The organism is Roseburia rectibacter (genome assembly GCF_014287515.2).
Lineage (GTDB): Bacteria > Bacillota > Clostridia > Lachnospirales > Lachnospiraceae > Roseburia > Roseburia rectibacter.
Genome location: NZ_CP092473.1, coordinates 859,209 through 882,389, shown reverse-complemented (window position 1 = coordinate 882,389; position 23,181 = coordinate 859,209). Strand labels below are relative to the sequence as shown.

The window sequence follows — 23,181 nt, the reverse complement described above, 5'->3', positions numbered from 1 at the left end:
AATATCCACATGGATTCAAGGTGGCGTTGTTTTTTTCCACATTGCATGATACACTATTGTTAGTATTTGCAAGAATGGAGATTTTTATGGATCATCAATTTTACAGACCAATGCCAGACCGGCGTTCAAAACATATGGAAAATCTTTCCTTTATCATGGGCATCATTGCACTATCAACATTTTGTCTGATTTATCCTGCACTGATCTGCGGGGCACTCGGCATTGTATTTGCACTGCTCTCACGCGGCGGTGAGACAACTTTTAGCAGCCGTGCCAAACTTGGACTTGCTTTAAGCAGCGTAGCACTTGGTATCATTATTCTGCTGTTAATCTATTCCGTCGTATTCGCCAACGTTTATTATGGCGGCATTGAAAATATGATGCGGGAGAGCTGCAAGTCTTTAGGAATTGATTATAATATGCTGTTTCCGCAGAATTGAGTTCTGATATTTTAAATAAATAGCGGCTTTAAATTTTATAAAAGATTTATACCCCAGAAAAACCGAACCAAATTTTTTATCGCACAGTTAACAATAAGAATCGCAAGTCCGATCCAGAGATACCGGTCTTTATAGTGCATTGCAACTGATAGTTTATGCTGTGAGAGCCGCTCAATTGTCTGGCTGATCAGAAACCATCCACATAATACCGCTGCGTATAACACAAACGGATGCTCAAAAAATGATATCAGAAAATGTCCCTGAAAGAGGGCACGTACCGCTCTGGTTCCTCCGCAGCCCGGACAGTAATAGCCGGTTACGGCGTGGAACAGGCATGGGTAGAGATAGTTTTCAATACGAAAGCCAGTTATTTGAGAAATGAGCAGATACATGCAGCAGATGGCTGCGCTGCTCAGACCAAGAATATATAAAATGTCATCTATTTTTTTCTGTTCATAAGTGTTTCTTTTTTCCATTCTCCACATTATATCAGAAATCCGTATCTATACAACCCCCTGCCACCTATGCTATAATTTATTCTAATCGCAGCAGAACTGCTGTATGATCTAAAAGGAGTTATTCACTGAATGAAACGCACATCAAAAGAACTCAAACGTATTGCACGTGATATTTTAAATGACAGATACCGTATTCCTATGGCAGCTTTTGTTGCCACAACACTGATCGCAACTGTGATCGAATCTCCTTTTTCCTTTTCCATGGGCGATAATCCGACAAATATGCAGCTTGTGATCTCACTGATCGCAGAACTTCTCATATCCGTTGTCAGTTTTGTATTAGGATGTGGTGTAGCAAAAGTCCATCTGTCCATGACACGCGGAAATGATTTCAGACTTCGTGATATTTTTGATCCATTCAAAAGAAATACCGACCGCTTTTTTATCGCAGGATTTATATTTTTGCTGATGATCTTTGTCTCCATGCTTCCTGTGATCGGCAGTTTTACTTATGCAGTAATCGTAGATTTTTCACTTACTTCTATTGTGATCACAATAGTAACCGGTATTCTTTCCCTGATCTTAAGCTGCTATTTTATGCTTACCTATCATTTTATCGGATATATTACGCTCGATCATCCTAAGTTAAAATGCCGTGAGGTATTCAAAGAATGCAGACTTCTCATGCACGGCAACCGTATGCGTCTGCTTTATATTATGCTCAGTTTTATCGGATATGGGTTATTAATTCTCTGCTCGTTTGGCATCGCATCCCTCTGGGTTGTTCCTTACCAGACAGAAACACTCGTTATTTTTTATCTGGACTGTACCGGAGAATTGAACCGGATTCCAGTCCGCAGTTATACAAATACTGATACAACCCAATTTTGATTCCACAACGCACTTTCCATCGAAGGTGCGTTTCTTATGGGATAAAACCGCAAAACAAAGGAGGAAAATCTTCTGCTCCTGCATAGGCAGTCGCATTTTGCTCCGCAAAACAAAGGAGGATTTTATGAATCAATCTAATCAGAACAATGAACCCATTCGCGATGCCTCAGTACTTGGCATGCCAAAGATGCTGCTGCTCGGTCTGCAGCACATGTTCGCCATGTTCGGCGCAACCATTCTTGTCCCGATCTTAGTCAACAGTTACTTCGGGGAAGATGTACTGCATGTACAGGTCACTTTGATCTGCGCCGGTATCGGCACCTTATTTTTCCACTTCTGCACCAAATTTAAAGTTCCGGCTTTTCTTGGTTCTTCTTTTGCATTTTTAGGTGGATATGCAACGATCGCTTCCATGGATTCCGGTGTGTTTGCCGATATGTCAAATGCTGACAAACTGTCCTATGCCTGCGGCGGAGTTGTCGTTGCCGGACTTTTATATCTGATCCTTGCACTGATCATCAAACTTGCCGGCGTCAAAAAAGTCATGCGTTTCCTGCCACCGGTCGTTACCGGTCCGATCATTATCTGCATCGGTTTAAGCCTTGCCGGCTCTGCTGTAAATAACGCATCCAAAAACTGGCTTTTAGCACTGATCGCACTTGCAGTCATTATCATTTTTAATATCTGGGGAAAAGGAATGTTTAAGATCATCCCGATCCTGATGGGTGTTATCATTTCCTACTGTGCAGCTCTTATCTTTAACGCACTTGGCATGACAAATGCGGATGGCTCTGCAATTCTCGATTTTACAAATATTGCGGCAGCTTCCTGGGTTGGTGTTCCTGCATTTTCCATCTGCAGATTCAATATCTCTGCCATCCTTGTGATGGCTCCGATTGCTCTTGCAACCATGATGGAACACATCGGAGATATCTCCGCAATCTCTGCAACTGTAGATCAGAATTTTATCGAAGATCCGGGGCTGCACCGCACATTGATCGGAGATGGTCTTGCAACTGCACTCTCGGCATTCTTTGGTGGTCCTGCCAACACGACCTACGGTGAAAATACCGGTGTTCTTGAATTGAGCCGGGTTCACGATCCGAAAGTCATCCGTCTCGCAGCATGCTATGCGATCATATTAAGTTTCATTCCAAAAATGGCTGAGGTGATCGGTTCCATGCCATCTGCGATCATCGGTGGTGTCAGCTTTATGCTCTACGGCATGATCTCAGCGATCGGTGTCCGGAATGTAGTAGAAAACCACGTTGATTTTACAAAATCAAGAAACCTTATCATCGCAGGTGTCATCTTTGTATGTGGTCTTGGTTTTTCGGACGGTCTTACTTTTACCGTTGCCGGAACTTCCATCACACTCACATCCTTAGCGATCGCTGCGATCGCAGGTATTCTTTTAAATGCGATCCTGCCAGGTAATGATTATCATTTTGGCAAAGATCCAAAGATCGATGCAAACCGCGGTCTTGATATGATCCCGAATCTGCATGAAGATACAAGCTATGCAGATGACGAGGAGTAAATAATCAGTTGTAATAAATAAAAATGCGGTATCTGCAAACACACGGATACCGCATTTTTCTTTCTTATGATTTTCACCTGTTACATTTTTTATCTGCTAAATATAATGAATCTTAATCACGCCAAAATTCGCCGCTCCGCGCAGATACAGTGCCGCAACACTGCTTCCTTCACTGTGTCCTATCGCTTCCACTGCTCCGAAAGAATGTCTCAGTTCATTCTGTACTTTCCATTCTTTTGGAATATAAAGATTGGTCTCTCCAAAATTGTTTTCCACCTCAATTGATGCAGCATCCCCTGCGATCATTGCATTATCAAAATAAACACTCATGCTTCCGAAATTGTTTTCAAGCCGCGCATCACAGAAATGATCCGAATTGATATAACGAATCGCAGAACCAAAATTATTTTCACAGCGGATATGCTCTCCGCTGCACTGTTCACTGTCTGATGCACCTGTTTTTTCATCCCAGTTTATCGTTTTTTCCCAGGAATTTTTCTTTCTCCGGACATCTTTAAAAATCATCGAAAGTCCAATGCTTAAAAGCAATGCTGCACCAAGTATCGTCCAGTTTGTCAGATTCAGTCTTTCCAGGCCAAGAGGTTTTCTGTAAATAATACAGATAAATGCAATTGCAAACGTCATGGAATAAAAGTTTACTTCTCTTATTCCATCCACGAACAGCCAGACAAACATGATCGTCATAAAAATACCGGGTAAACCAACACCGATTTCAATCCCGGTACTGCTGGTCACTAAATATACCGCTGCAAGAAATACAAAAAACAGTCCCCATGCAATATTTTTCTTTTTCATTGACATAACCTTCTTTCTTCTAATTTTCTGATCAATGGTTTGTAATAATACCTTGACACATATACTTTTTTGTGTGTATTCTCAAATGCCACAACGCTCGACGCCGTCAGATTCCGGTTGATGGAAAAAATATGGGTGGTATTTAAGATTGTCGACTTTGACACTCTCATAAAAAATCCAGGAAGAATTTCCTCAAGTTCATACAGTTTGTATCTTGCCTCATACAGATTATTCCCCGTATGTGCCACCACTCCACTGTCTGCCGTCTCAAAAAACAATATGTCGTTCATCGGCAGATAATACTCGGTATTTCCTTTGTATAGAACCATCTTCTGAACTGCACCAGCCGCTTCACTGACTGCTTTTTGTATGGCTGCGATCTGTTCTGTCATACCACGGCAGCGGATGATGACTTCTTCCTCTGCCACCTGCTCATCCATTTCGATTTTGATTTTCATACTAATCTCCATTCTTGCGCTGCTTTTAAGCGCATCACAAGTTTGTGCGAAGCACAAATCTTGCGTATGAAAAATCTTTAATTTTTCATATCATTCTCCAGTACTGTACTGCTTTTCATCTGCAACCCATTTTTGTACTTAAAGCAAACCGGTTTTCTTTCTTACTGACAAGATCATTATAAAAAACGAACCACCTGATGTAAATGTTTTTACACCAAGTGGTTCGTTTTTCTATGGTAAGTGGTAATTATTTTACATGATACGGTTCATTGCAGAAAGTGCTCTGACTGCTGTCTGCAGGTAAGGATTTTCTGTCTCATAGAATTTTCCTTCGTCTGCCTTTTCTGCAAATGCAGGATCTAACGGAATCTTTCCAAATACCGGAAGTGTCAGCTCTGCTGCAACATCCTCAATATGGCTCTCACCGAATAATTTGATCTCCCTGCCACAGTCCGGGCATTTTAAATAACTGAAATTCTCGATCAGTCCCAGTACCGGAACATGCATCATTTCTGCCATATTGTATGCCTTTTTGACAATCATCTGCACCAGTTCCTGCGGTGAGGTAACGATCACAATACCATCGACCGGAAGTGACTGGAATACCGTAAGCGGCACATCACCAGTTCCTGGCGGCATATCAACAAATAAGTAATCAATATCTCCCCAGACAGTCTCATTCCAGAACTGTTTTACCACACCTGCGATCACAGGTCCTCTCCAGATGACCGGGTCTTCCTCATTATCCAAAAGCAGATTGACGGACATTACTTTGATACCGTTTTCTGCTTCAAGCGGGATCATTCCCTCCTCTGTACCTACAACCTGACCATGTACACCGAGCATTTTCGGAATGGATGGTCCTGTGATATCCGCATCCATGATGCCAACTTTATAGCCGGCCTGTTTCATTGCACATGCAAGTGATGCCGTCACAAACGATTTGCCGACTCCACCTTTTCCGCTGACAACTCCGATTACTTTTTTTACATTGGATGATGGATTCATCGGTTCTTTTGCGATTCCGTTTCCACCTTTTGCTTTGCTCGGACAGCCTTCACAGCTCTCCCTGCTACAGCTTGATGCGCTGCTGCAACTACTATTTTCTGCCATGTCTCATACACTCCTTTTTATCTTCATTCCTGCAGATATTTTATTCTGCCCAATCTTATCTTTCTGATTCCTGTGCCCGCTTTTTAAATATCTCCTGCAATGACTCCGTATAAGGTGCCCGTGCGATTCCGTATTCCGTCACAATTCCAGCGATCAGTTCATGATCTGTCACATCAAATGCCGGATTAAACACCTTTACATCCTTTGGTGCCATGCGCTCTTTGTACCACATCTCAGTCACTTCCTCTGCCGGACGCTGCTCGATATTAATATCGGCTCCCGTCTTTGTATTAAGGTCGATCGTTGAAGTCGGTGCACAGATATAAACCGGTACATTATAATATTTTGCTACTGCTGCAACCACGGATGTTCCGATCTTGTTTGCCGTATCACCGTTCGCTGCCACGCGGTCGCAGCCGACGAATACTGCATTGACCCATCCATTTTTCATAACCGTTGCAGACATATTATCACAGATCAGGGTAACATCCACTCCGGAGGACTGTAATTCAAATGCCGTCAGTCTTGCCCCTTGTAACAGTGGTCTTGTCTCATCTGCAAACACTTTAAAATGATAGCCCTTTTCTTCCCCAAGATAGATCGGTGCTGTTGCCGTGCCATACTTGCTGGTTGCAAGCTGTCCGGCATTACAGTGGGTTAAAATGCCATCTCCCGGTTTTACCAGTGTCAGACCATATTCGCCGATCTTTCTGCAGACACGGATATCCTCCTGCCAGATCTCTATTGCCTCTTCTTTTAAATATTCTTTGATTCTCGCCACATTCTCATCGGCATGCGCTTCTAAAACGCCCTGCACCCGGTTAAGCGCCCAGCTTAAATTAACCGCTGTCGGTCTTGCAGATTCTAAATACTCTTTCTGTTTTATAAACTCATCATGAAAAGTATCATAATCTGCCGCGCCGCTCTGTTTTGCCAGAAGATAGATTCCAAATGCCGCTGCAACCCCGATCGCCGGAGCTCCCCTTACCTTAAGCAGGTAAATGGCATCCCAGATCTCTTCCGCTGTCTTTAAAGCGATCAGCTCTATCTTTCCCGGAAGTTTCGTCTGATCGATGATAATAATTGCATTATTTTCATCATCTAAGCGCACCGTATCATAATTCATGATATTGTCATTTTCTTTGCACTGCTGCATCTTCGTGACCTGTGCCTTTCTTCTTTTATCCACTTCTTTTTATTATACACGCTAAAGAAACAATTTTAAAGTCTGACGCCGGTACTTTTTAAGAAACAAAAAAGAATGGAACATTATCTGCCCCCTTTTAATGCTCTTTTCTTTTCTTTTCATACATTTTAACATCTGCACGGGATCTCGCCGCTTCGAAATCCATATCCTTCTCTGCATCAAATCCGGCAAAACCATAGGCAATCTGTATCTTTGGAATCGTATGGCTCTGATTAAACTCCTGCTGTTCCAATTCAAGTTCTTTCAGTCTTTCTTCCAGATCAAAACCACCCCTGTTTTGAATGACAGTGCAGAACTCATCACCACCAATGCGGTAACATCTTCCATGGCTGCCAAATACACGCGAAATGATCTCAGCAGCATTTTTGATATAAGAATCACCCATCGCATGCCCCATCGTATCATTGCAGTGTTTTAAATTATTCAGGTCAAATGTCACGATCAGTGTTCCATCTGCCTGTTGTTTTTCTTTTACCCATTCATCATAAGAATTACGGTTATACAGACCGGTCAGCACACCAAATCTTCCAATGATATCTGTCTTAATCCCAGGATTCCTGTCAGTTGAAGCAGCATCTGAATAACAAAATTAAGATATGCCATGACACAGATCGTCTCTGAAATCCATCTGTCTTTTATTTTCCAGAAACACTTCATAAACTGAACAAACGGCGGTATCATCAACATCAGTGAAACTGCCGAAACAAATGCACATGCCGTCCGGCTTGGAATCAGGATCGTTGCCATCTTTGTTTCATTAAAAGACCATATCCCCGTCAATAACGCAAAGACACCAAAATATGAAATATCACGTTCGATTGGAACTCTTTTATGCGCCATCAGCCAGTATCCGATTAAAACAACACCCACCATAATTTCGAGCAGGCTGACAATAACCTCGGCTCCTGAACTGTATAACAAATATTTATACATCCGTCCGGTATCCCCGGCATAAAAATCAATCTTTTTCTGACGGACCTGCGGATATGCTGCCCGGACGATTACAGTAAGTTGTTCTGTCTCTGACGGTACATCCACAAAATTCCATATCACTCCCGGCGAATTACCAAAAAACGAGTGTAACTGTTCCACCGAATAGATCAGCTTGTCATCCGCATATACCCAGACAGCCATATGCGATGTAAAAAAACGCACACAATACCCTGTATCACTTATTTCCTGCGTAGAAAATACAATACGCATTCGATATCCTGTTTTTTATCTTATTCTTCAAATCATGTCCTCTTTATGTACTGCTTTTTCCACAAAAAAATCTTGAAAAAATAGAAGGCCTGCTCTTTTTTTCTTCTTCTTTTTTGGGAAATCTTTCTTCTTCTGAATAATCCGGTACCCAGTCAACGAAAAAAAATCTGTCATCTACATCTGTTCTGCCATTAAAATGCCTGCACATGTCTTTAATGACTTCCATCATCGCATCTGCCATTTTCTCTGCATCCTGTGCCATGCGGTCACAAAATTCCATTCCACGGTCCGGTCCTTCTTCCCCCCAGATACAGTCATCTCCAAGCACTCTTAATTTATTCAGACGATCCCTCTGATCCTTGACAGTGCTGAAAAAACGGCTCACTAAAACATTATGCTCTTCTTTGTCGGTATAACATAAAAACTCTTCTAACAGTGTACCTTCCGAAAATCCGATCTCGTAATAATCATTATAAAAGCGGCATATCCGCTCTGCCGTTTTACGGAACAAAATCCCGCTCTGCTGTGGTTCCTTCCAGTAGTGCTTTTCTGCTTCCACAAGCTCTTTGTAAATTTCATCGTACGCAGTCTTGATTTTCGGATCTTTTATCTCACATTCCATCATAAAGTCAAAATTCATTTCTGTCTTCCTCCGCAAAGTTCACTCCAGATCACATTCTTTAAACGTCTTGTCAATGATGTCGTTCCCGCATCCTTAAGCTGCATGGTAAGCAGCATCGTAAGACCGTCTTTTGGGCTGTTGCAGAAATATGCCCCAAGCCATCCATCCCAGCCATATTCTCCTATTGAAGTAAACAGTGGGGATTTTCCAGGGTCTTTCTGGATTCTCAATAAATTGGCATAGGTATATCCGCGAATCCCCTCCCAGCACTGATCTAATACTTCCTGCTGCCAAGGCATTAATGATCCATTTGTCATATATCGTACTGTCTGCGTTTTTAATATCTGTTTTCCCTGATAAGAGCCATCCTGCATTAACATTGACGCAAACTTCGCATAATCATCTAACGTTGAAACCAGTCCTGCGCCACCCGATTCAAATGCCGGTTCCTGTTTCATTGCATTCATGATACCAAGATGATCTTCCGTATAAAGTTTTAGTCCATCTTCCGTCCTCTGGTACACTTTTGCAAGACGGTTCTGTTTCTCCTGCGGCACATAAAATGCAGTGTCTTTCATGCCAAGCGGCTCAAAAAATTCTTCTTTTAAAAATTCTCCAAAAGACTTTCCACTGATCACTTCAATGACTGCTCCAAGTACATCTGCAGATGTACCATACTGAAAACTTTCTCCCGGCTGGAACTGAAGCGGTATCAGACCAAGACGGTTTGCAATCTCCTGCGTAGTCAGCGCATCTTCCAGATATAAATGTTCTTTGATACGGTCAAAAAGTTTTTCCGTCTCCATGGAACAGACGCTCGTGATATCTCCACCATACATCAGACCTGATGTCATATTGAGCAGATCACAGATTCTGACCGGTTTCTCCGCCGAAACCAGTTTTCCTCCTTCTGCAACGATCGCATTGTGAAATCCCGGCAGAAATTCTTCCACAAAAGCTCCCGGATCAAGAAGCCCCCGCTCCATTAAAAGCATGGCAGCAGCAGATGTAACCGGTTTTGACATGGAATAAAGCCGTACTATGGTATCACGCTCATATTTTCTGCCTGCTTTAATGTCTGCATGTCCGCCTGCTGCAAATGCCTTTTCCTTTCCATCCTGTATGACCAGAATATTCGCTCCGGCAATCTCCTTTTTTTCTACTGATTTTTCAATCAGTTGTTCCAGTTTCTGACTTAATTCCATTGAAGTTTCCCCATTTCCACACATACTGCTGTAAAAAATCCGATAAATCATATCGTGCTGTTAACGCACTGACAACCGCTGCCATTCACACATACTGTATACACATCAGATCAATATTTCCCTTAACACTTTCTCATCTGCAGTGACAGATCCCTGAATCATTGCCGCACTTCCGCCACCTCGTGCACCGGTTTTTTCGCGGAGCAGGGCGGCAATCTCCCTGCAGTCCTTTGTTTTACTTCCGATGATAAAATTATAACCACCGTCTTCTTTTTCCACAAAAATACCGCAGATCCCGTCATGTGCTTCCACAAGCCCATTGATGGCATTACGCATGACCGGTGTATCAAGATCTGTCTCAAACAAAAGCACATTTTCCTGTTCTGCTGGAATCTCTTTGATCTTCTGATCAATGAGTTTCTGCTTTGCCTGTGCCAGTTTGTATTTCAGATCCTGGTTGGACTGTTTTAATTTTTCCACAAGCTGTGGAAGCAGCTCCTGATTCGCAGAAAGTGTACCGGAAATTGCTGAAATGATCTGTGATTTTTTCTGTTCCTCCTCTAAGGCACGAAAACCGCTTAAAATACTGATTCTGACACCACCTTTATAATTAGAAAGGCTCTGTACATTGAGTGTTCCGATCTCACCTGTACGCTTTACATGCGGTGCACAGCAGGCACAGACGTCCACGCCGGGGATCGTCACGATACGCACCTGTCCCTCGATCTCGATCTTACTGCGGTAATCAAGTGCTGCAAGTTCTTCTTTTGCCGGATAAGTAATTTCCACAGGGAGATTTTTTACGATCACATCATTGACTGCCGTCTCTATCTCTTTGACCTCATCTGCGGTCAGGACACCATTAAAATCCATTGTAACTATATTGTCGCTTAAATGAAATCCGACATTGTCATATCCAAATCTGCTGTGTACGATCCCGGAAAATATATGCTCACCGGAATGCTGCTGCATATTGTTAAAACGATGTGTCCAGTCAATCTTTCCATGTACATTTTCACCAACAGCAAGCGGTTCTTTTAAACTGTGTGTGACCACATCTTTTTTGATCTGTACATCAGTCACCTCTATGCCGTTTATCGTTCCTTTATCAGGACTCTGACCGCCTTCTTCCGGGAAGAAAAGTGTCCTGTCCAATACAACATGGTAACCACTCTCATCTTTATCATGATATGCCTCACAGGATAAAACTTTTGCATCGAACTCTACTGCATATGCATCCTGATCGTATAATTTTTCTGTCATATTCTTCCTCTTTTCTACTACAATACTGGTGTAAAATCCTCGGTGTCTCCGCAGAAAAGTCCGCCTAAAGAAGCCACGATCTTTTGCATTGCATTCTTTGCGATATCAAATTCTTCCGGTTTTATGGTAACAAGAAATACACACTCACATCCATGTTCTTTCGCAAATGCCGCTGTGATCTCATCTTTTGCCGGAATCTCTGTCTGTTCAATATCAAGCGTTGCTCCATCACTTAATCCTACTTCCAATACACCAGCATCCTCCCAGATCTCTACCTCATAAGATGCTGTTATTGTATCATCATTTGCATTTGTAAGCACATCAAAAATATGACGTACTGTCACATTTTCAGGTGCAAAATATAACCAATCGCCCGGCATATGATTGTTTTCTTTTTTGCTTTTCTTTGGTTTGCTCTGCTGTTTCATCGGATTTTCCTCCGTTTTCTTACTCTGCACTTCGGGTAAACAGTAACATTCTGTACTTTAGTATAGCATAATCTGACATTTTTTCTACTGACATTTCTATATTTTTCTTATATAATTATAGATAATAAATATCATATATCCGGGAGCGGGCACTCCCCTTATATGAAACGTACAGGAGGCACACAGTATGGAAGCATCAAACGTTTATTTTACATCTTTTAAAGCAACAGAGCATGAAAATCTGCTCCAGAAATTACACCGTCTTATGAAAACAGCCGGTTTTGAAACGATCGATTTTACTGACAAATACGCAGCGATCAAAATACATTTCGGTGAATATGGCAATCTTGCATTTCTTCGTCCGAATTATGCCAGAGTCGTTGCCGATTATGTCAAGGAACTAGGTGGAAAACCTTTCCTCACTGACTGCAATACTTTATATGTCGGCAGCCGTAAAAATGCCTTAGACCATCTTGAGACAGCTTATGTCAATGGATTTTCCCCTTACCAGACCGGATGCCATGTCATCATCGGTGACGGCTTAAAAGGTACGGATGAGACGATCGTTCCGATCGACGGTGAATATGTCAAAGAAGCAAAGATCGGACATGCTATCATGGATGCAGATGTTTTTATTTCCCTGACGCATTTCAAAGGTCACGAGATGGCAGGTTTTGGCGGTGCACTCAAAAACATCGGCATGGGATGTGGTTCAAGAGCTGGAAAAATGGAGCAGCACTGCGATGGCAAACCAAGTGTAGACCAGTCCTTATGTGTCGGATGTGGTGCCTGCAGCCGGATCTGTGCGCACGGTGCACCACAGTTTAAAGATCATAAAGCATCAATCGATCATGATAAATGTGTCGGATGCGGGCGCTGCTTAGCTGTATGTCCGAAGGATGCGATCGCTGCTGATTACAATGATTCCATCGCCATGCTCAACTATAAGATGGCAGAATACAGTTTAGCTGTCTGCAAAGACCGTCCGTGTTTCCATGTTTCACTGATCTGCGACGTTTCACCCAATTGTGACTGTCATGCAGAAAACGATATTCCGATCATTCCAAATGTCGGTATGTTAGCATCTTTCGATCCGGTCGCACTTGACGTTGCCTGTGCTGATCTGTGCAACCAGATGACTCCGGTGGAAAACAGTGTCCTTGGTGAAAATATAAAAGTTCATGGCAATGAGAAAGATCACGATCATTTCCATATGACACATCCGGATACGGAGTGGAGAAGCTGCATTTCTCATGCAGTGAAGATCGGACTGGGAAGTGACCAGTATAAGCTGATTACGCTTTAGTGCATTTGAAATTGATATTCAGCCTAATGACCTGCCAGAATTTTTATCTGCCACATTGCATTACACGAATCATTTCACAGACTGCCAAACCAATAATACGAAATATTTTAAATTTTTCCATAATCACCACAATTTGTTTATTTCGACAGTTTTGAAATGAACACCATAAAAATTTACGTACCGCCAAGGGTGTAAAATGAGTTCCCCGGCGAAGGGTGGTTCACAACTTAGCGGCTGGCAAATTGCATCAAGCCGGGATTCGTTTTGTGACTTTGGGAGAAAATTAGGCAATCTTAGTCTGCCTGTTCACGATACAGTGTTGTGCTGCCACGGATGGCAGCACAAGTCTTAATGCCCCTGGACGGGGCGTTTAAGACGCACACGTCACTCCGAGAAACACTAAATCAGGCTGACTTAGCTTGCCTTATTTTCGGACAACGAAACAAAACAGTCCCGGCTTGATGCAATTTGCCACTCACAAAACTGCGCCCCTTCGCCGGGGAACTCAAATCACACCCGAACCATCATTTATCACGCAGCTCCCATCATATTTAACCCAATCACATCATAATACCCGAAAAAAGCTACCGCAATTTATGCGATAGCTTTTTTCATCATATCATAAATCAAACTTATACTTCTGACTCTTTTGCATTATCCAACGCGATCAGTTTGGAAATGATCTCCTCACAGATCTGCGTGACATTTTTTCCATCAGTGGCAACTGTAATATCTGCAACAGCCTCATAACGGTCTTTTCGTTTGTCCATCAGGCTGCTGATAAACTCAACATTCATGTTATTGTTCAGGATCGGGCGTTCATCACTGTCTTTGACACGCTCATAGATCGTCTCAGGTTTTGCAGTCAGAAGTACGACACGTCCATTCTTTTTCATGTGATCGGTATTCTCTTCTCTCATGACAACACCACCACCGCAGGAAACGATCGTCTGTTTTCTCTTCTGCATTTCGATTAAAGTATTACTCTCTAAGTTACGGAAATATGCCTCACCGTATTCATCAAAGATCTCAGAAATGGACATACCCTGTTTTTCTACGATCATCTGATCCATCTCCACACGATCCATTTCAAGTTTATCTTTCAGCTCACCGGCGATCGTACTCTTTCCTGCTCCCATGAATCCGATCAGGAAAATATTGTAATCAAACAGGCTCTTTGCCTGGATACGGCGGCTGTTTTTCATGATATATTTGAAAATATCAAGGATCTCTTCCTCGAACTCATTGTCACCGAGTTTGTTCTTTAATGCATCGGTCTGTTTCTTCTCCTGTTCCGGCTGTAAGATTGGAATACCGGTTGCTTTCTTATAAGAAATGATTTCCTGTATATATGACATTCGAACCGCAAGCTGTTCGATGATAATATCATCACATTCTCCAATTTTATCACGGATTGCTTCTATCTTATCCATTATAATTTACCTGCACTTTCCTCTTTATTCTATAAAAAGCATTATAACAAGATACCTTGCATTCCGCAAGCAAAATATTTTAACGCTTTAAAGTATTTATGTTTTAAAGTGGATGATATCATTTTTTACAGCTTTTTATTCAGCCACATCTTTCATATCACCAAGATATGCATCAATCAGATCTTCAGAAACATTGTTTTCAATCGACTCATACACAGGTTTACAAAGTTCCCGGATCTGGCTATACATCTCATCACTCAGTGAAATGATCTTTGTACCGCTCTCTTCAATTGTCTGGATACGGGATGCGATACGCTCATCCGACTGCTCTCTGGCATATTCTTTTGCCGTCTCCGCAGCTTCCCGGATAATCTCCTGCTGTTCATCTGTTAAACCCTCAAAAAACTCATCACTGACGATCAGTGAGATCAGGTGTGGCAGATGGTTTGTCTCAACAACATAGTCCTGCTGTTCATACAACTTATTAGAAACAATAACCTCGTATGGATTTTCCTGCGCATCAATGGTTCCCTGCTGCAACCCGATATAAACCTCTGAAAATGTCATCGGTGTCGGACTTGCACCAAGCGCTTTCCAGTAAGCCATATGATAGGAGTTTTCCATGGTACGGATCTTCTGTCCCTTAAAATCAGAAATAGACTGTACATTACAATTTGTCGTCATGACACGGAATCCCTGATCGGCATATCCCAAAAGAACATATCCTGCATCTCCATATACCTGCTGCATCATGGAAAGGAAATCAGGGTTATCCACATGTTCCCGCACTTCATCGATGGTTTCAAACACTGCCGGCATATCAAATACTGCAACATCTGGCATAAAAGTTACCTGCGGTGCCGTGTTCTGCACCACAAAAGGAATATCCCCTTCTTTACAGGATTCTAATAATTCCCTGTCTCCGCCAAGTACACTGTTTGGATAAACAGAAATCAGCATAGTTCCATCACTTAAGCGTTCCACTTCCTCAGCAAATTTCTCCGCATAGATCTGTGTGACTGTATCCTCCGGACTCGAACTTCCAAGCGGCCATGCATACCGTTGTACTCTCACCTGATCCTGTGCGTCTTTATTTCCGCAGCCGCTCATCAAAAGTACCGTACCTGCAAGCACTCCGCACACTATTTTTTCCTTATATTTTTTCAATTATTTGCCCTCCTTTTAAAGCAGACAAAGACTGATTGCCGGAATAAATGCGATCAAAAGCAGTGCAAGCAGGAAATATCCGATCATTGGCATTGCTTTTTTTGCGATCTGCATCATCGGCACATTCGTAAGCGAACTTGCCACAAACAGATTGACACCGACCGGAGGTGTAACAAATCCAACTGCAAGGTTTACGATCATCATGACACCAAAGTGGATCGGATTCATTCCAACATGCTGCACGATCGGCAGTAAGATCGGGCTTAAGATCAGAATCGCCGGAGTCGTATCCATGACCATACCAACGATCAAGAGTACCACATTGATCACAAGAAGCAGTACGATCTCATTTGAAAAATGTGTCATGATCCATGCGCTGACATCCTGCGGAACCTGCATCAGCGTAAGTACACGCGAAAATGCCGTCGATGTTGCAAGGATAAATAAGATCGGTGCATAGGTCTTCATCGCCTCCACCATAATGCCCCAGATCTGTTTTACTTTAATGGACTTATAAATAAACAGACTGACAAATAAAGAATAAAATACAGAAATGACAGCCGCCTCTGTCGGTGATGCCACACCGGTATAAATACAGCCAAGTACGATCACCGGACTGAGCAGTGCCCAGATGCTCTCTTTTAAAATATTGAAGAAACCTTTTTCTTTGAGCTGATTCATTTTTGCCTGGATCTTTTCTCTGTCTTCTCCATGATGGCGGCAGTAATAATATGCATAAAAGATCAGCAGTGCACTGATCATCATTCCAGGTACGATTCCTGCTAAAAACAGATCACTGACTGATTCACCCGTCGCCATCGCATACATGATAAATGGAATACTCGGCGGGATGATAACTCCCAGACCGCCTGCCACAGCAACGATCGCCGTGGAAAAATCTTTCTCATAACCAAGCTCGATCAGAAGCGGGATCGTCATACTGCCGACTGCCGCAACCGTCGCCGGGGCTGATCCTGAGATTGCACCATAAAACAGACAGGTAATAATCACTGCACATGGAATCCCCGCTCTTTTATTTCCAAGGAAATATACAAATACATCAAATAATTTTTCTGAAATCTTGCCGTGTGCCATGAGGATTCCCGCAAGCACAAACATCGGCACTGCAAGTAACGGGAAACTGTCAATTCCTCCGACCATGGAACGGATGACATATCCTGCACTTGCCGTAAAAGAAGCATCAAATGCTCCCGGCAGTACAGCTACAATTCCAAGTGAAATAGAGATCGGAATTGCAATGATAAGACATATGGCAAAAATAATAAAAACAACAACTGCTGACATCTATTTCTCCTTTCCCACTGCAGAATGTGAATCATCTGTATTTACATGATCCGGCTGTTCCGGAGCCTCAATCACTGCTTCCTCGATCACGGACGCGATATTACCCTCTTCTAATGGCTTCTTTTCTTTTCCAAGCAAAATACGCCACTCACCAAACCAGCGCTGCACGATACGGAATGCGGTCAGAATAAAGCAGAAAAATGGAGCCGACTGTACATAATACATTGGCAGTCCACATGCCGGGCTGACCTGTCCACTCTCGATCGTTGCCTTTAAATACAGGAAGGAGAACGGTATCAGATAAACAAAAAATACAAATTCTACGGTCAGATTTGTGATTTTAAAAATAGTTTTTCCACGTTTTGGGAACATTTTGATAAACTGATCCACCTTGATAGAAATGCATTTTCTGGTACAGAGACTCACACTTAAAAATGCAGACCATATAAACAGATATCTTGTGATCTCCTCTGACCACGAAAGCGATACTCCAAGAATATATCTGGAAAATACCTGACATCCCATGATCAGCGTCATAGCCGCTAACATGAGAACCATCAGAATTTCTTCAAGACTTTCGTCTATGACATGAATAAATTTTTTCATGCAGCCTTTTCTCCTTCCTTCGTATAACTTCTCTTTATCAATATACAAAATCATTCATTTGTAATAAACGATTTTATACTTATTATTATATCTTATCAGATTTCTCTGTTTTTTTAATGCAATTCTAACAAAAACCGGATGTCAAAAAACTCCATTCGACATCCGGTTTTGTTTTCTTATGAGAATTGTCTCGGTACGGGACATCCATTTTTATGGCTATTCTTACATACTCTCATGAATCAGATTTAAAATTGTATTTAAGTCTGCTGCATTCATCTGGCCCGGTGCAGATGCTTTTCCAACTGCTCCAAAAGTCAGTGCAGAACCGAATACTTCACCACAGAGACGGCTGATCAGACCAGTTCCTGCCATAGACATGGTGATGATCGGTCTGTCTGCATATTCAGATACCATCTCTTCTGTTGCTGCAAGAAGTGTTAAAACATCTTTTTTATTCTGCGGCATTACTGCGATCTTCGGAATATCTGCGTCTAAATCCTGCATTTTGCGGAGACGTCCTACGATATCATCTTTATCCGGTGTCTTGTCAAAGTCATGATTGGAAGCAACAACTGCCACACCAGCTTCATGTGCAGCTTTAATGATCTCTTTCACATAAGAATCACCTGTGAAAGCCTCCACATCAACCAGATCAACCAGCCCTGTTGCTGCTGCTTTTTTATTTAATTCTACATAAACATCTGGCTCGATCGCTTTCTCGCCACCCTCTTTAGAGGTACGGAAAGTGAACAGGATCGGTGTATTGCCAAGTGCCGGACGAAGATCTTTTAATACGTCCTCGACCTGTGCAAAATCAAACACACCGTCAAACCAGTCAACACGCCACTCAACAACATCCATTTTTACATCTGCAAAAGATTTTGCTGCTGCAAGAATCTCTTCTTTTGTTTTACCAACAATCGGTACACAGATCTTCGGCACGCCTTCACCGATTCTGACACCGCGGACTTCTACATAGTTGCTCATATGAATCCTCCATTCCTGTGTGTAAAAATCTCTTATATGATTCTTCACACGAATCTTTTTTAATTATCTGCTTTTGCCTGCACAACCATACTTGTATAACGAAGATTTACAAATAATCCAAGTAATACACCTACTGCTGTTAATACGATATTCATAACCATAACCTGTGAAGGCTGCATCTTTGATGCTGCTGTCAGGATCGTATAATTACACAGTGAGGAAGCGATCATAACAAGTGCCGTTACCGTTCCCTTGATTTTCGGGAAAAGCATGTTGCAGACTGATGTAGCGATCTGAAGCAGTCCGCCTGCGCCTGCCCAGCCGATCAGGAATGCACCTGCGATCATAAGAGGCTGGCTCTTTCCAACTAATACAACAATTAATGTAGCAAGACAGATTACCGGATAGATCACAATAAATCTGACATCTTTAATTTTTCTTGTTAATAATGCTGTTACGATAAGTGCAAGCATTGTTCCTGCGGAATAGTAAGTCTGCATGATGGAAGGATCTGTCCAGCCCACATTCTCTTTTGCAAAGTTCTGCGCACAGTTTAACCAGAGCTGGAATGTACCGGTACAGGTAAAACCGATCAGGATCATTGCAACAGACTCGATGGAAAAATGTGTATGTTTTAAGCTGGCGATCAGTCCTTCTTTTTCTCCCGCTGCCTTCTGATCCGCATCCGGAAGAGGGAAAAGCATTACTAATACTAATAATACAATATAAATGATACCACATCCAAAGAATAATATGTTATAAGATGTAAGACCTGCTGCTGTTGTTGCTACCGTTACGCCAAGTACGAATGGCAGGATCATCTGTGCGATTGCAATGAAAAATTTAATTCCCATCGTTGCAACACCCGGTGCTTTATAAATGATCTCACCTACAGCCGGGTAAATTCCGGTATCAAGGAAAGAGTTGGCAATACCTCCGATGATGGCACAGATATATGCGATCTGATATCCACCATTTGTTCCTGCATTAAATGCAAGCGCAAGACCGATCAGATATACTGCATAAGAACCGCTTCCGATTGCAGTAGAGATACGACGTCCTAACTTATCAGAAAGAGGACCTGCAAATGGAAGTGCGATCAGTCTTCCCAGTCCAAGTGCGGCAGAAATAGCTGTGATTGCCATAGCTTCCACACCCCAGGATGCAGCAAGAGCTTCCTTGATCACTGCCTGTCCTAAAATAGAACATCCGACACCATGGATAAAATAATTTAAATAAAGAATCAGTGCGCTCGGTAAATATTTTTTATTCATTGATTTTCTCCTCAATTTGAGTTGTGATGCAGCGGCATTTTTTCATACCGCCGCATGTGACTGGGGGATTTTATTCGTATTTGATGTTTAATACTTCTTTCATGTGCTCGATCGGCATATCTTTTCCAGTCCAGAGTTTAAATGCTGCTGCTCCCTGGAATAACATCATGCCAAGACCGTTCATTGTCTTACATCCAACTTCTTTTGCCATGGAACGCATCTTTGTCTCAAGTGGAGAATAAGGTACGTCTACAACGATCAGTTCCGGACGGAAGAAAGATTTATCAGGAACAACGGACATTCCCTCTAACGGTTTCATACCAACACCTGTTCCGTTTACGAAGATGTAAGAATCTGCCATCTCTTCTCTTAATTTCTCTTTGTCGTCTAAATCATAAAGAGTAGCTTTGCAGTTTGTTCTCTCATTGATCTTCTTAACAGTTGCCTCTGCGTTCTCCCAGAATTTATCATGAATATTGAAGATAGAGATTTCTTTTACGCCATCTAATGCAGCCTGGATCTCGATTGCTGTTGCAGCTCCGCCGGCACCTGCGATGGTCATTTTCTTTCCGATCACGTCAATGTCGTTGTCTTTTAATGCCTGCATAAATCCGATACCATCTGTGATATGTCCTGTTAATACACCGTTGTCATTAACGATCGTATTTACAGCTCCGCAAAGCTCTGCAGCCGGTGATAATTTATCAAGATACTGACCAACAACTGTTTTGTTTGGCATAGATACGTTAGAACCAACCATCTTTAATGCGCGAAGACCTTTGATCGCATCCTCTAAGGTACTGTTGTCAACCTCGAATGCAAGGTAAGCATAGTCAAGTCCTAAATATGCAAATGCCTCATTGTGCATTGCCGGTGAACTTGAATGTCTGATTGGGTAAGCCATTAATCCGATAAGCTCTGTGTGACCTGTGATTCTCTCTGCCATAGTAGTGTTCTCCTTTTTCTTTTTTGTTTGATTTTCTTATTTAGTTTCATGTTTTTAACATTACCTGCCCGCTTTGTTAAAAACTTAACAACCTCTGATGTAATTATTATACAACGCTTTTTTCAATACATCCAATGCCAATTTCATGCTTTTTTAATAGTTTTAATGTACTAATCATGATATAATGTGTACAAAAACAATGGTTTTATTTTGTAATCGATAGATATTATCTATCATTTATAAGGAGATCTATACATGACACTTAATCAATTGAGTTATTTTTACCAAGCAGCCGTCCTTCAGCACTTCAACCAGGCAGCAGAAAAAATGAATATTTCAGAACCAAGTTTAAGCCGTTCCATTGCTGCTTTAGAAAATGAACTTGGTGTCACACTTTTTGAAAAACGCGGGCGAAATGTCACGCTCACAAAAGCCGGGGAGATTTTTTTAGAGCATGTCACGCAGATTTTAGATGATGTTACACGCGCCTCAAATAAAATGCAGCAGATTGCAACAAACGGTGGACATATTGATATTGCTTATGTTTCCCCGCTTGCCCGTGAATTTATTCCAAATACGGTACGCGCTTTTCTTTCCTTAGAGCAGAATAAAAATATTACGTTTCATTTTTTTCAGGATATTACTTCCATGAATATAGAAGGTTTGAAGAAAGGTTCTTATGATCTGATCTTTGGTTCCTACTCTGCGAATGAACCAAATATTGAGTTTATACCTATTATAAAGCAGGACCTTGTGGCAATCCTTCCCATAGGACATCCTCTCGGTAAAAAAGCTGAAATTGAAGCCGGGGATTTCGAAAAATACCCGGTGCTTGGATACGCAAGACATTCCGGTCTTGGCAAATACACACGTAACTTTTTTAAAGACCACGATGTGATCCCGAATTTTATCTGCGAGTCTCCGGATGAAAACGGAATTGCCTCACTTGTGGCAAAAAACTTTGGGATTGCTCTCGTTGCCGATGTTGATACGATTCACAGGGATGATATCTGCATCAGGCCGCTCATTTCACAGGAAACTTTTTCACACACGGTATATATGGGATATATGCGTGGAAAATATCAACTGCCGGCTGTGCAGAGGTTTATCCAGTTTGTACGGAAATCATACCATTGATAATGCAGCTGTCAGCTTGCCCGAAACTCATTCCATTGATAATGCGGCTGTCAGCTTGCCCGAAACTCATTCCATTGATAATGCGGCTGTCAGCTTACGCGAAACTCATTGCAGGCTGTGAATATTGTGAGGCGGGAACCCATTTAACGAAGGCACGCTTACGCTGCCTGTCGCTCGCAGCGGTACTAAGCGACCAGAATACGGTCGCTAAGTACCGGCGACTCCAGAGCACCTTCTTATAAATGGGGTCCCGCCTCACAACTGACTTTACTGTATTGATGAGTTTCGCTTCACTCTGTTTTCTGTATCGATGAGTTTCGCTTCACTCTGTTTTCTGTATCGGTGAGTTTCGCTTCACTCTGTTTTCTGTATCGGTGAGTTTCGCTTCACTCTGTTTTCTGTATTGGTGAGTTTCGCTTCACTCTGTTTTCTGTATTGGTGAGTTTCGCTTCACTCTGTCTCCTGCGTGACAAACTGGATAAAGGATTTCGCTACGGGGGAGAGGTAGCGTTTTTTCATGGTGGCAAGGTAGACATGGCGTTCGTATTCCGGGTTTGTGATTGTCAGGGTTTTGACGTCGAGGGTTTTTAAGATTGGAATATCCGGCATGACTGCAATGCCAAATCCCTGGGCGACAAGTCCTGCCATGCTGCCATCTTCCTCTATTTCAAAGGCGATCTTTGGAAATACGCTGATCTGTTCATACATCTGGTCGATCACCGGGCGCAGTCCGCTTCCTTTCTGGAAATAGATCTGTGGATAATCTACGGTATCTTTTAAATCCACCGTGTCGTACATGGCAAGCGGGTGGTTTTTCGGTACGGCAAGCACTAACTTCTGATCGCCGATCTGCCGGAATTCGATATCCGGCTCCCCGTCCTGATAAGAGGAAAATACCATATCATACCTGTCATTTTTCAGTCCCTCTAAAATATCTCCTGTCGTTCCGACAATAAAATGAAACTCAATATGGTAATCCGGGTAAGCATCTAAGAATCTCCGCACCATTTTCGGTACAAATGTACTGCCTAAAGTATAAATATAAGCAAGATGTATCATACCTTCTTTGCTTCCATTTAATTCTTTTGTCCGCTGCACCCCCTCCTCTAATACTTTTAAGGATTCTTCCACATATGGAAGAAAAATCTTTCCATAACGTGTCAGAACAACATTTCTGCCTTTTTTTTCAAACAATCTCGTTCCCAGTTCCTGCTCTAACTGTGCGATCGCATGACTTAATGATGGCTGTGTAATCGATAAGATCTGCGCCGCCCTTGTATAATGTTCTTCCTTTGCCAATGTCTTAAAATATTGTAACTGACTTAAATTCATGAATCCATCCCCCGGTTTCTTCCGAATTGTTTCAATATTATAAG

24 protein-coding genes are annotated in these 23,181 nt (G+C 42.2%); 5 read left to right on the top strand and 19 right to left on the bottom strand.

The window, feature by feature from the left end; genetic code table 11:
* Window positions 1-86 precede the first annotated feature (86 nt).
* A complete protein-coding gene (locus tag H8S51_RS04155; protein WP_241070889.1) occupies window positions 87-440 on the top strand; it encodes a hypothetical protein in 354 nt (117 codons plus the stop codon).
* A gap of 35 nt (window positions 441-475) precedes the next feature.
* Here the strand turns inward: H8S51_RS04155 and H8S51_RS04150 are convergent, their stop codons facing one another.
* Complete coding sequence (locus H8S51_RS04150) at window positions 476-916, bottom strand: DUF2752 domain-containing protein (RefSeq protein ID WP_117922345.1); 441 nt, start codon at window positions 914-916, stop codon at window positions 476-478.
* Between the two features lie 111 nt (window positions 917-1,027).
* On the opposite strand from H8S51_RS04150, the gene H8S51_RS04145 reads away from it, so the two are divergent.
* Window positions 1,028-1,789 carry a DUF975 family protein gene (locus H8S51_RS04145; protein WP_118210511.1) on the top strand — a complete coding sequence of 254 codons (762 nt, stop codon included), beginning with the start codon at window positions 1,028-1,030 and terminating at the stop codon, window positions 1,787-1,789.
* 124 nt (window positions 1,790-1,913) lie between these two features.
* Window positions 1,914-3,329, top strand: coding sequence for a uracil-xanthine permease family protein (locus tag H8S51_RS04140; RefSeq protein ID WP_117922332.1), 1,416 nt, complete (start codon window positions 1,914-1,916; stop codon window positions 3,327-3,329).
* A 96-nt stretch (window positions 3,330-3,425) separates the two neighbouring features.
* Here the strand turns inward: H8S51_RS04140 and H8S51_RS04135 are convergent, their stop codons facing one another.
* The 10 genes from H8S51_RS04135 to H8S51_RS04090 form a co-directional block, all read right to left on the bottom strand.
* Window positions 3,426-4,145, bottom strand: a complete 720-nt coding sequence (locus H8S51_RS04135) for a LiaF transmembrane domain-containing protein (RefSeq protein WP_118210512.1) — start codon at window positions 4,143-4,145, stop codon at window positions 3,426-3,428.
* Window positions 4,142-4,603: a LytTR family DNA-binding domain-containing protein gene (locus H8S51_RS04130; RefSeq protein ID WP_117922330.1), complete on the bottom strand. Its 462-nt coding sequence runs from the start codon at window positions 4,601-4,603 to the stop codon at window positions 4,142-4,144. Before H8S51_RS04130 ends, H8S51_RS04135 begins: the two co-directional genes overlap by 4 nt.
* A gap of 252 nt (window positions 4,604-4,855) precedes the next feature.
* Window positions 4,856-5,716 (bottom strand): Mrp/NBP35 family ATP-binding protein, encoded by an 861-nt coding sequence (locus tag H8S51_RS04125; RefSeq protein ID WP_117922329.1) that lies wholly within the window; start codon window positions 5,714-5,716, stop codon window positions 4,856-4,858.
* Between the two features lie 55 nt (window positions 5,717-5,771).
* Window positions 5,772-6,872, bottom strand: coding sequence for an S-methyl-5-thioribose-1-phosphate isomerase (gene mtnA / locus H8S51_RS04120; RefSeq protein WP_186900548.1), 1,101 nt, complete (start codon window positions 6,870-6,872; stop codon window positions 5,772-5,774).
* Between the two features lie 127 nt (window positions 6,873-6,999).
* Window positions 7,000-7,440, bottom strand: coding sequence for a GGDEF domain-containing protein (locus H8S51_RS04115; RefSeq protein ID WP_186900536.1), 441 nt, complete (start codon window positions 7,438-7,440; stop codon window positions 7,000-7,002).
* On the bottom strand, window positions 7,434-8,126 hold the full coding sequence (locus tag H8S51_RS04110; RefSeq protein ID WP_186900537.1) for a hypothetical protein: 693 nt from the start codon (window positions 8,124-8,126) through the stop codon (window positions 7,434-7,436). The genes H8S51_RS04115 and H8S51_RS04110 overlap by 7 nt, the downstream gene beginning before the upstream one ends.
* Before the next feature lie 43 nt (window positions 8,127-8,169).
* Window positions 8,170-8,766: a hypothetical protein gene (locus H8S51_RS04105; protein ID WP_117922325.1), complete on the bottom strand. Its 597-nt coding sequence runs from the start codon at window positions 8,764-8,766 to the stop codon at window positions 8,170-8,172.
* Complete coding sequence (locus tag H8S51_RS04100) at window positions 8,763-9,953, bottom strand: serine hydrolase domain-containing protein (RefSeq protein WP_118210537.1); 1,191 nt, start codon at window positions 9,951-9,953, stop codon at window positions 8,763-8,765. The genes H8S51_RS04105 and H8S51_RS04100 overlap by 4 nt, the downstream gene beginning before the upstream one ends.
* Before the next feature lie 105 nt (window positions 9,954-10,058).
* A complete protein-coding gene (locus H8S51_RS04095) occupies window positions 10,059-11,216 on the bottom strand; it encodes an alanyl-tRNA editing protein (RefSeq protein ID WP_186900538.1) in 1,158 nt (385 codons plus the stop codon).
* A gap of 17 nt (window positions 11,217-11,233) precedes the next feature.
* Window positions 11,234-11,644: a hypothetical protein gene (locus tag H8S51_RS04090; RefSeq protein WP_118210516.1), complete on the bottom strand. Its 411-nt coding sequence runs from the start codon at window positions 11,642-11,644 to the stop codon at window positions 11,234-11,236.
* Between the two features lie 187 nt (window positions 11,645-11,831).
* Here H8S51_RS04090 and H8S51_RS04085 point away from each other — a divergent pair, with 187 nt between their 5' ends.
* Window positions 11,832-12,950 (top strand): DUF362 domain-containing protein, encoded by a 1,119-nt coding sequence (locus H8S51_RS04085; RefSeq protein ID WP_186900539.1) that lies wholly within the window; start codon window positions 11,832-11,834, stop codon window positions 12,948-12,950.
* 632 nt (window positions 12,951-13,582) lie between these two features.
* Here the strand turns inward: H8S51_RS04085 and H8S51_RS04080 are convergent.
* From H8S51_RS04080 to H8S51_RS04050, 7 genes are all read right to left on the bottom strand, one after another.
* Complete coding sequence (locus H8S51_RS04080) at window positions 13,583-14,383, bottom strand: shikimate kinase (RefSeq protein ID WP_117922320.1); 801 nt, start codon at window positions 14,381-14,383, stop codon at window positions 13,583-13,585.
* Between the two features lie 135 nt (window positions 14,384-14,518).
* Complete coding sequence (locus tag H8S51_RS04075) at window positions 14,519-15,550, bottom strand: TRAP transporter substrate-binding protein (protein ID WP_186900540.1); 1,032 nt, start codon at window positions 15,548-15,550, stop codon at window positions 14,519-14,521.
* A gap of 15 nt (window positions 15,551-15,565) precedes the next feature.
* The gene (locus H8S51_RS04070) at window positions 15,566-16,855 is read right to left on the bottom strand and encodes a TRAP transporter large permease (protein WP_117922318.1); all 1,290 of its coding nucleotides are present in this window, start codon (window positions 16,853-16,855) and stop codon (window positions 15,566-15,568) included.
* A complete protein-coding gene (locus H8S51_RS04065) occupies window positions 16,856-17,461 on the bottom strand; it encodes a TRAP transporter small permease (RefSeq protein WP_118210520.1) in 606 nt (201 codons plus the stop codon). It abuts the gene before it with no gap.
* Window positions 17,462-17,683: 222 nt separating this feature from the next.
* Complete coding sequence (gene aroD, locus H8S51_RS04060; RefSeq protein ID WP_117922316.1) at window positions 17,684-18,448, bottom strand: type I 3-dehydroquinate dehydratase; 765 nt, start codon at window positions 18,446-18,448, stop codon at window positions 17,684-17,686.
* Window positions 18,449-18,507: 59 nt separating this feature from the next.
* On the bottom strand, window positions 18,508-19,722 hold the full coding sequence (locus H8S51_RS04055; protein ID WP_186900541.1) for an MFS transporter: 1,215 nt from the start codon (window positions 19,720-19,722) through the stop codon (window positions 18,508-18,510).
* Between the two features lie 70 nt (window positions 19,723-19,792).
* Window positions 19,793-20,668 (bottom strand): shikimate dehydrogenase, encoded by an 876-nt coding sequence (locus tag H8S51_RS04050; protein WP_117922314.1) that lies wholly within the window; start codon window positions 20,666-20,668, stop codon window positions 19,793-19,795.
* A gap of 255 nt (window positions 20,669-20,923) precedes the next feature.
* Here H8S51_RS04050 and H8S51_RS04045 point away from each other — a divergent pair, with 255 nt between their 5' ends.
* Entirely contained in the window at window positions 20,924-21,805 is an 882-nt protein-coding gene (locus H8S51_RS04045; RefSeq protein ID WP_186900542.1) for a LysR family transcriptional regulator, read from the top strand.
* Window positions 21,806-22,255: 450 nt separating this feature from the next.
* Here the strand turns inward: H8S51_RS04045 and H8S51_RS04040 are convergent, their stop codons facing one another.
* Window positions 22,256-23,137 carry a LysR family transcriptional regulator gene (locus H8S51_RS04040; protein WP_186900543.1) on the bottom strand — a complete coding sequence of 294 codons (882 nt, stop codon included), beginning with the start codon at window positions 23,135-23,137 and terminating at the stop codon, window positions 22,256-22,258.
* Window positions 23,138-23,181 lie beyond the last annotated feature (44 nt).

Excerpts from the sequence above, each read along its gene's own strand:
- H8S51_RS04125 (WP_117922329.1), bottom strand. The coding sequence starts at position 5,716 with ATGGCAGAAAATAGTAGTTGCAGCAGCGCATCAAGCTGTAGCAGGGAG.
- H8S51_RS04050 (WP_117922314.1), bottom strand. The coding sequence starts at position 20,668 with ATGGCAGAGAGAATCACAGGTCACACAGAGCTTATCGGATTAATGGCT.
- H8S51_RS04070 (WP_117922318.1), bottom strand. The coding sequence starts at position 16,855 with ATGTCAGCAGTTGTTGTTTTTATTATTTTTGCCATATGTCTTATCATT.
- H8S51_RS04150 (WP_117922345.1), bottom strand. The coding sequence starts at position 916 with ATGGAAAAAAGAAACACTTATGAACAGAAAAAAATAGATGACATTTTA.
- H8S51_RS04100 (WP_118210537.1), bottom strand. The coding sequence starts at position 9,953 with ATGGAATTAAGTCAGAAACTGGAACAACTGATTGAAAAATCAGTAGAA.
- H8S51_RS04090 (WP_118210516.1), bottom strand. The coding sequence starts at position 11,644 with ATGAAACAGCAGAGCAAACCAAAGAAAAGCAAAAAAGAAAACAATCAT.
- H8S51_RS04135 (WP_118210512.1), bottom strand. The coding sequence starts at position 4,145 with ATGAAAAAGAAAAATATTGCATGGGGACTGTTTTTTGTATTTCTTGCA.
- aroD (WP_117922316.1), bottom strand. The coding sequence starts at position 18,448 with ATGAGCAACTATGTAGAAGTCCGCGGTGTCAGAATCGGTGAAGGCGTG.
- H8S51_RS04140 (WP_117922332.1), top strand. The coding sequence starts at position 1,914 with ATGAATCAATCTAATCAGAACAATGAACCCATTCGCGATGCCTCAGTA.
- H8S51_RS04080 (WP_117922320.1), bottom strand. The coding sequence starts at position 14,383 with ATGGATAAGATAGAAGCAATCCGTGATAAAATTGGAGAATGTGATGAT.
- H8S51_RS04065 (WP_118210520.1), bottom strand. The coding sequence starts at position 17,461 with ATGAAAAAATTTATTCATGTCATAGACGAAAGTCTTGAAGAAATTCTG.
- H8S51_RS04040 (WP_186900543.1), bottom strand. The coding sequence starts at position 23,137 with ATGAATTTAAGTCAGTTACAATATTTTAAGACATTGGCAAAGGAAGAA.
- H8S51_RS04155 (WP_241070889.1), top strand. The coding sequence starts at position 87 with ATGGATCATCAATTTTACAGACCAATGCCAGACCGGCGTTCAAAACAT.
- H8S51_RS04085 (WP_186900539.1), top strand. The coding sequence starts at position 11,832 with ATGGAAGCATCAAACGTTTATTTTACATCTTTTAAAGCAACAGAGCAT.
- H8S51_RS04045 (WP_186900542.1), top strand. The coding sequence starts at position 20,924 with ATGACACTTAATCAATTGAGTTATTTTTACCAAGCAGCCGTCCTTCAG.
- mtnA (WP_186900548.1), bottom strand. The coding sequence starts at position 6,872 with ATGCAGCAGTGCAAAGAAAATGACAATATCATGAATTATGATACGGTG.
- H8S51_RS04110 (WP_186900537.1), bottom strand. The coding sequence starts at position 8,126 with ATGCGTATTGTATTTTCTACGCAGGAAATAAGTGATACAGGGTATTGT.
- H8S51_RS04095 (WP_186900538.1), bottom strand. The coding sequence starts at position 11,216 with ATGACAGAAAAATTATACGATCAGGATGCATATGCAGTAGAGTTCGAT.
- H8S51_RS04145 (WP_118210511.1), top strand. The coding sequence starts at position 1,028 with ATGAAACGCACATCAAAAGAACTCAAACGTATTGCACGTGATATTTTA.
- H8S51_RS04055 (WP_186900541.1), bottom strand. The coding sequence starts at position 19,722 with ATGAATAAAAAATATTTACCGAGCGCACTGATTCTTTATTTAAATTAT.
- H8S51_RS04105 (WP_117922325.1), bottom strand. The coding sequence starts at position 8,766 with ATGAATTTTGACTTTATGATGGAATGTGAGATAAAAGATCCGAAAATC.
- H8S51_RS04130 (WP_117922330.1), bottom strand. The coding sequence starts at position 4,603 with ATGAAAATCAAAATCGAAATGGATGAGCAGGTGGCAGAGGAAGAAGTC.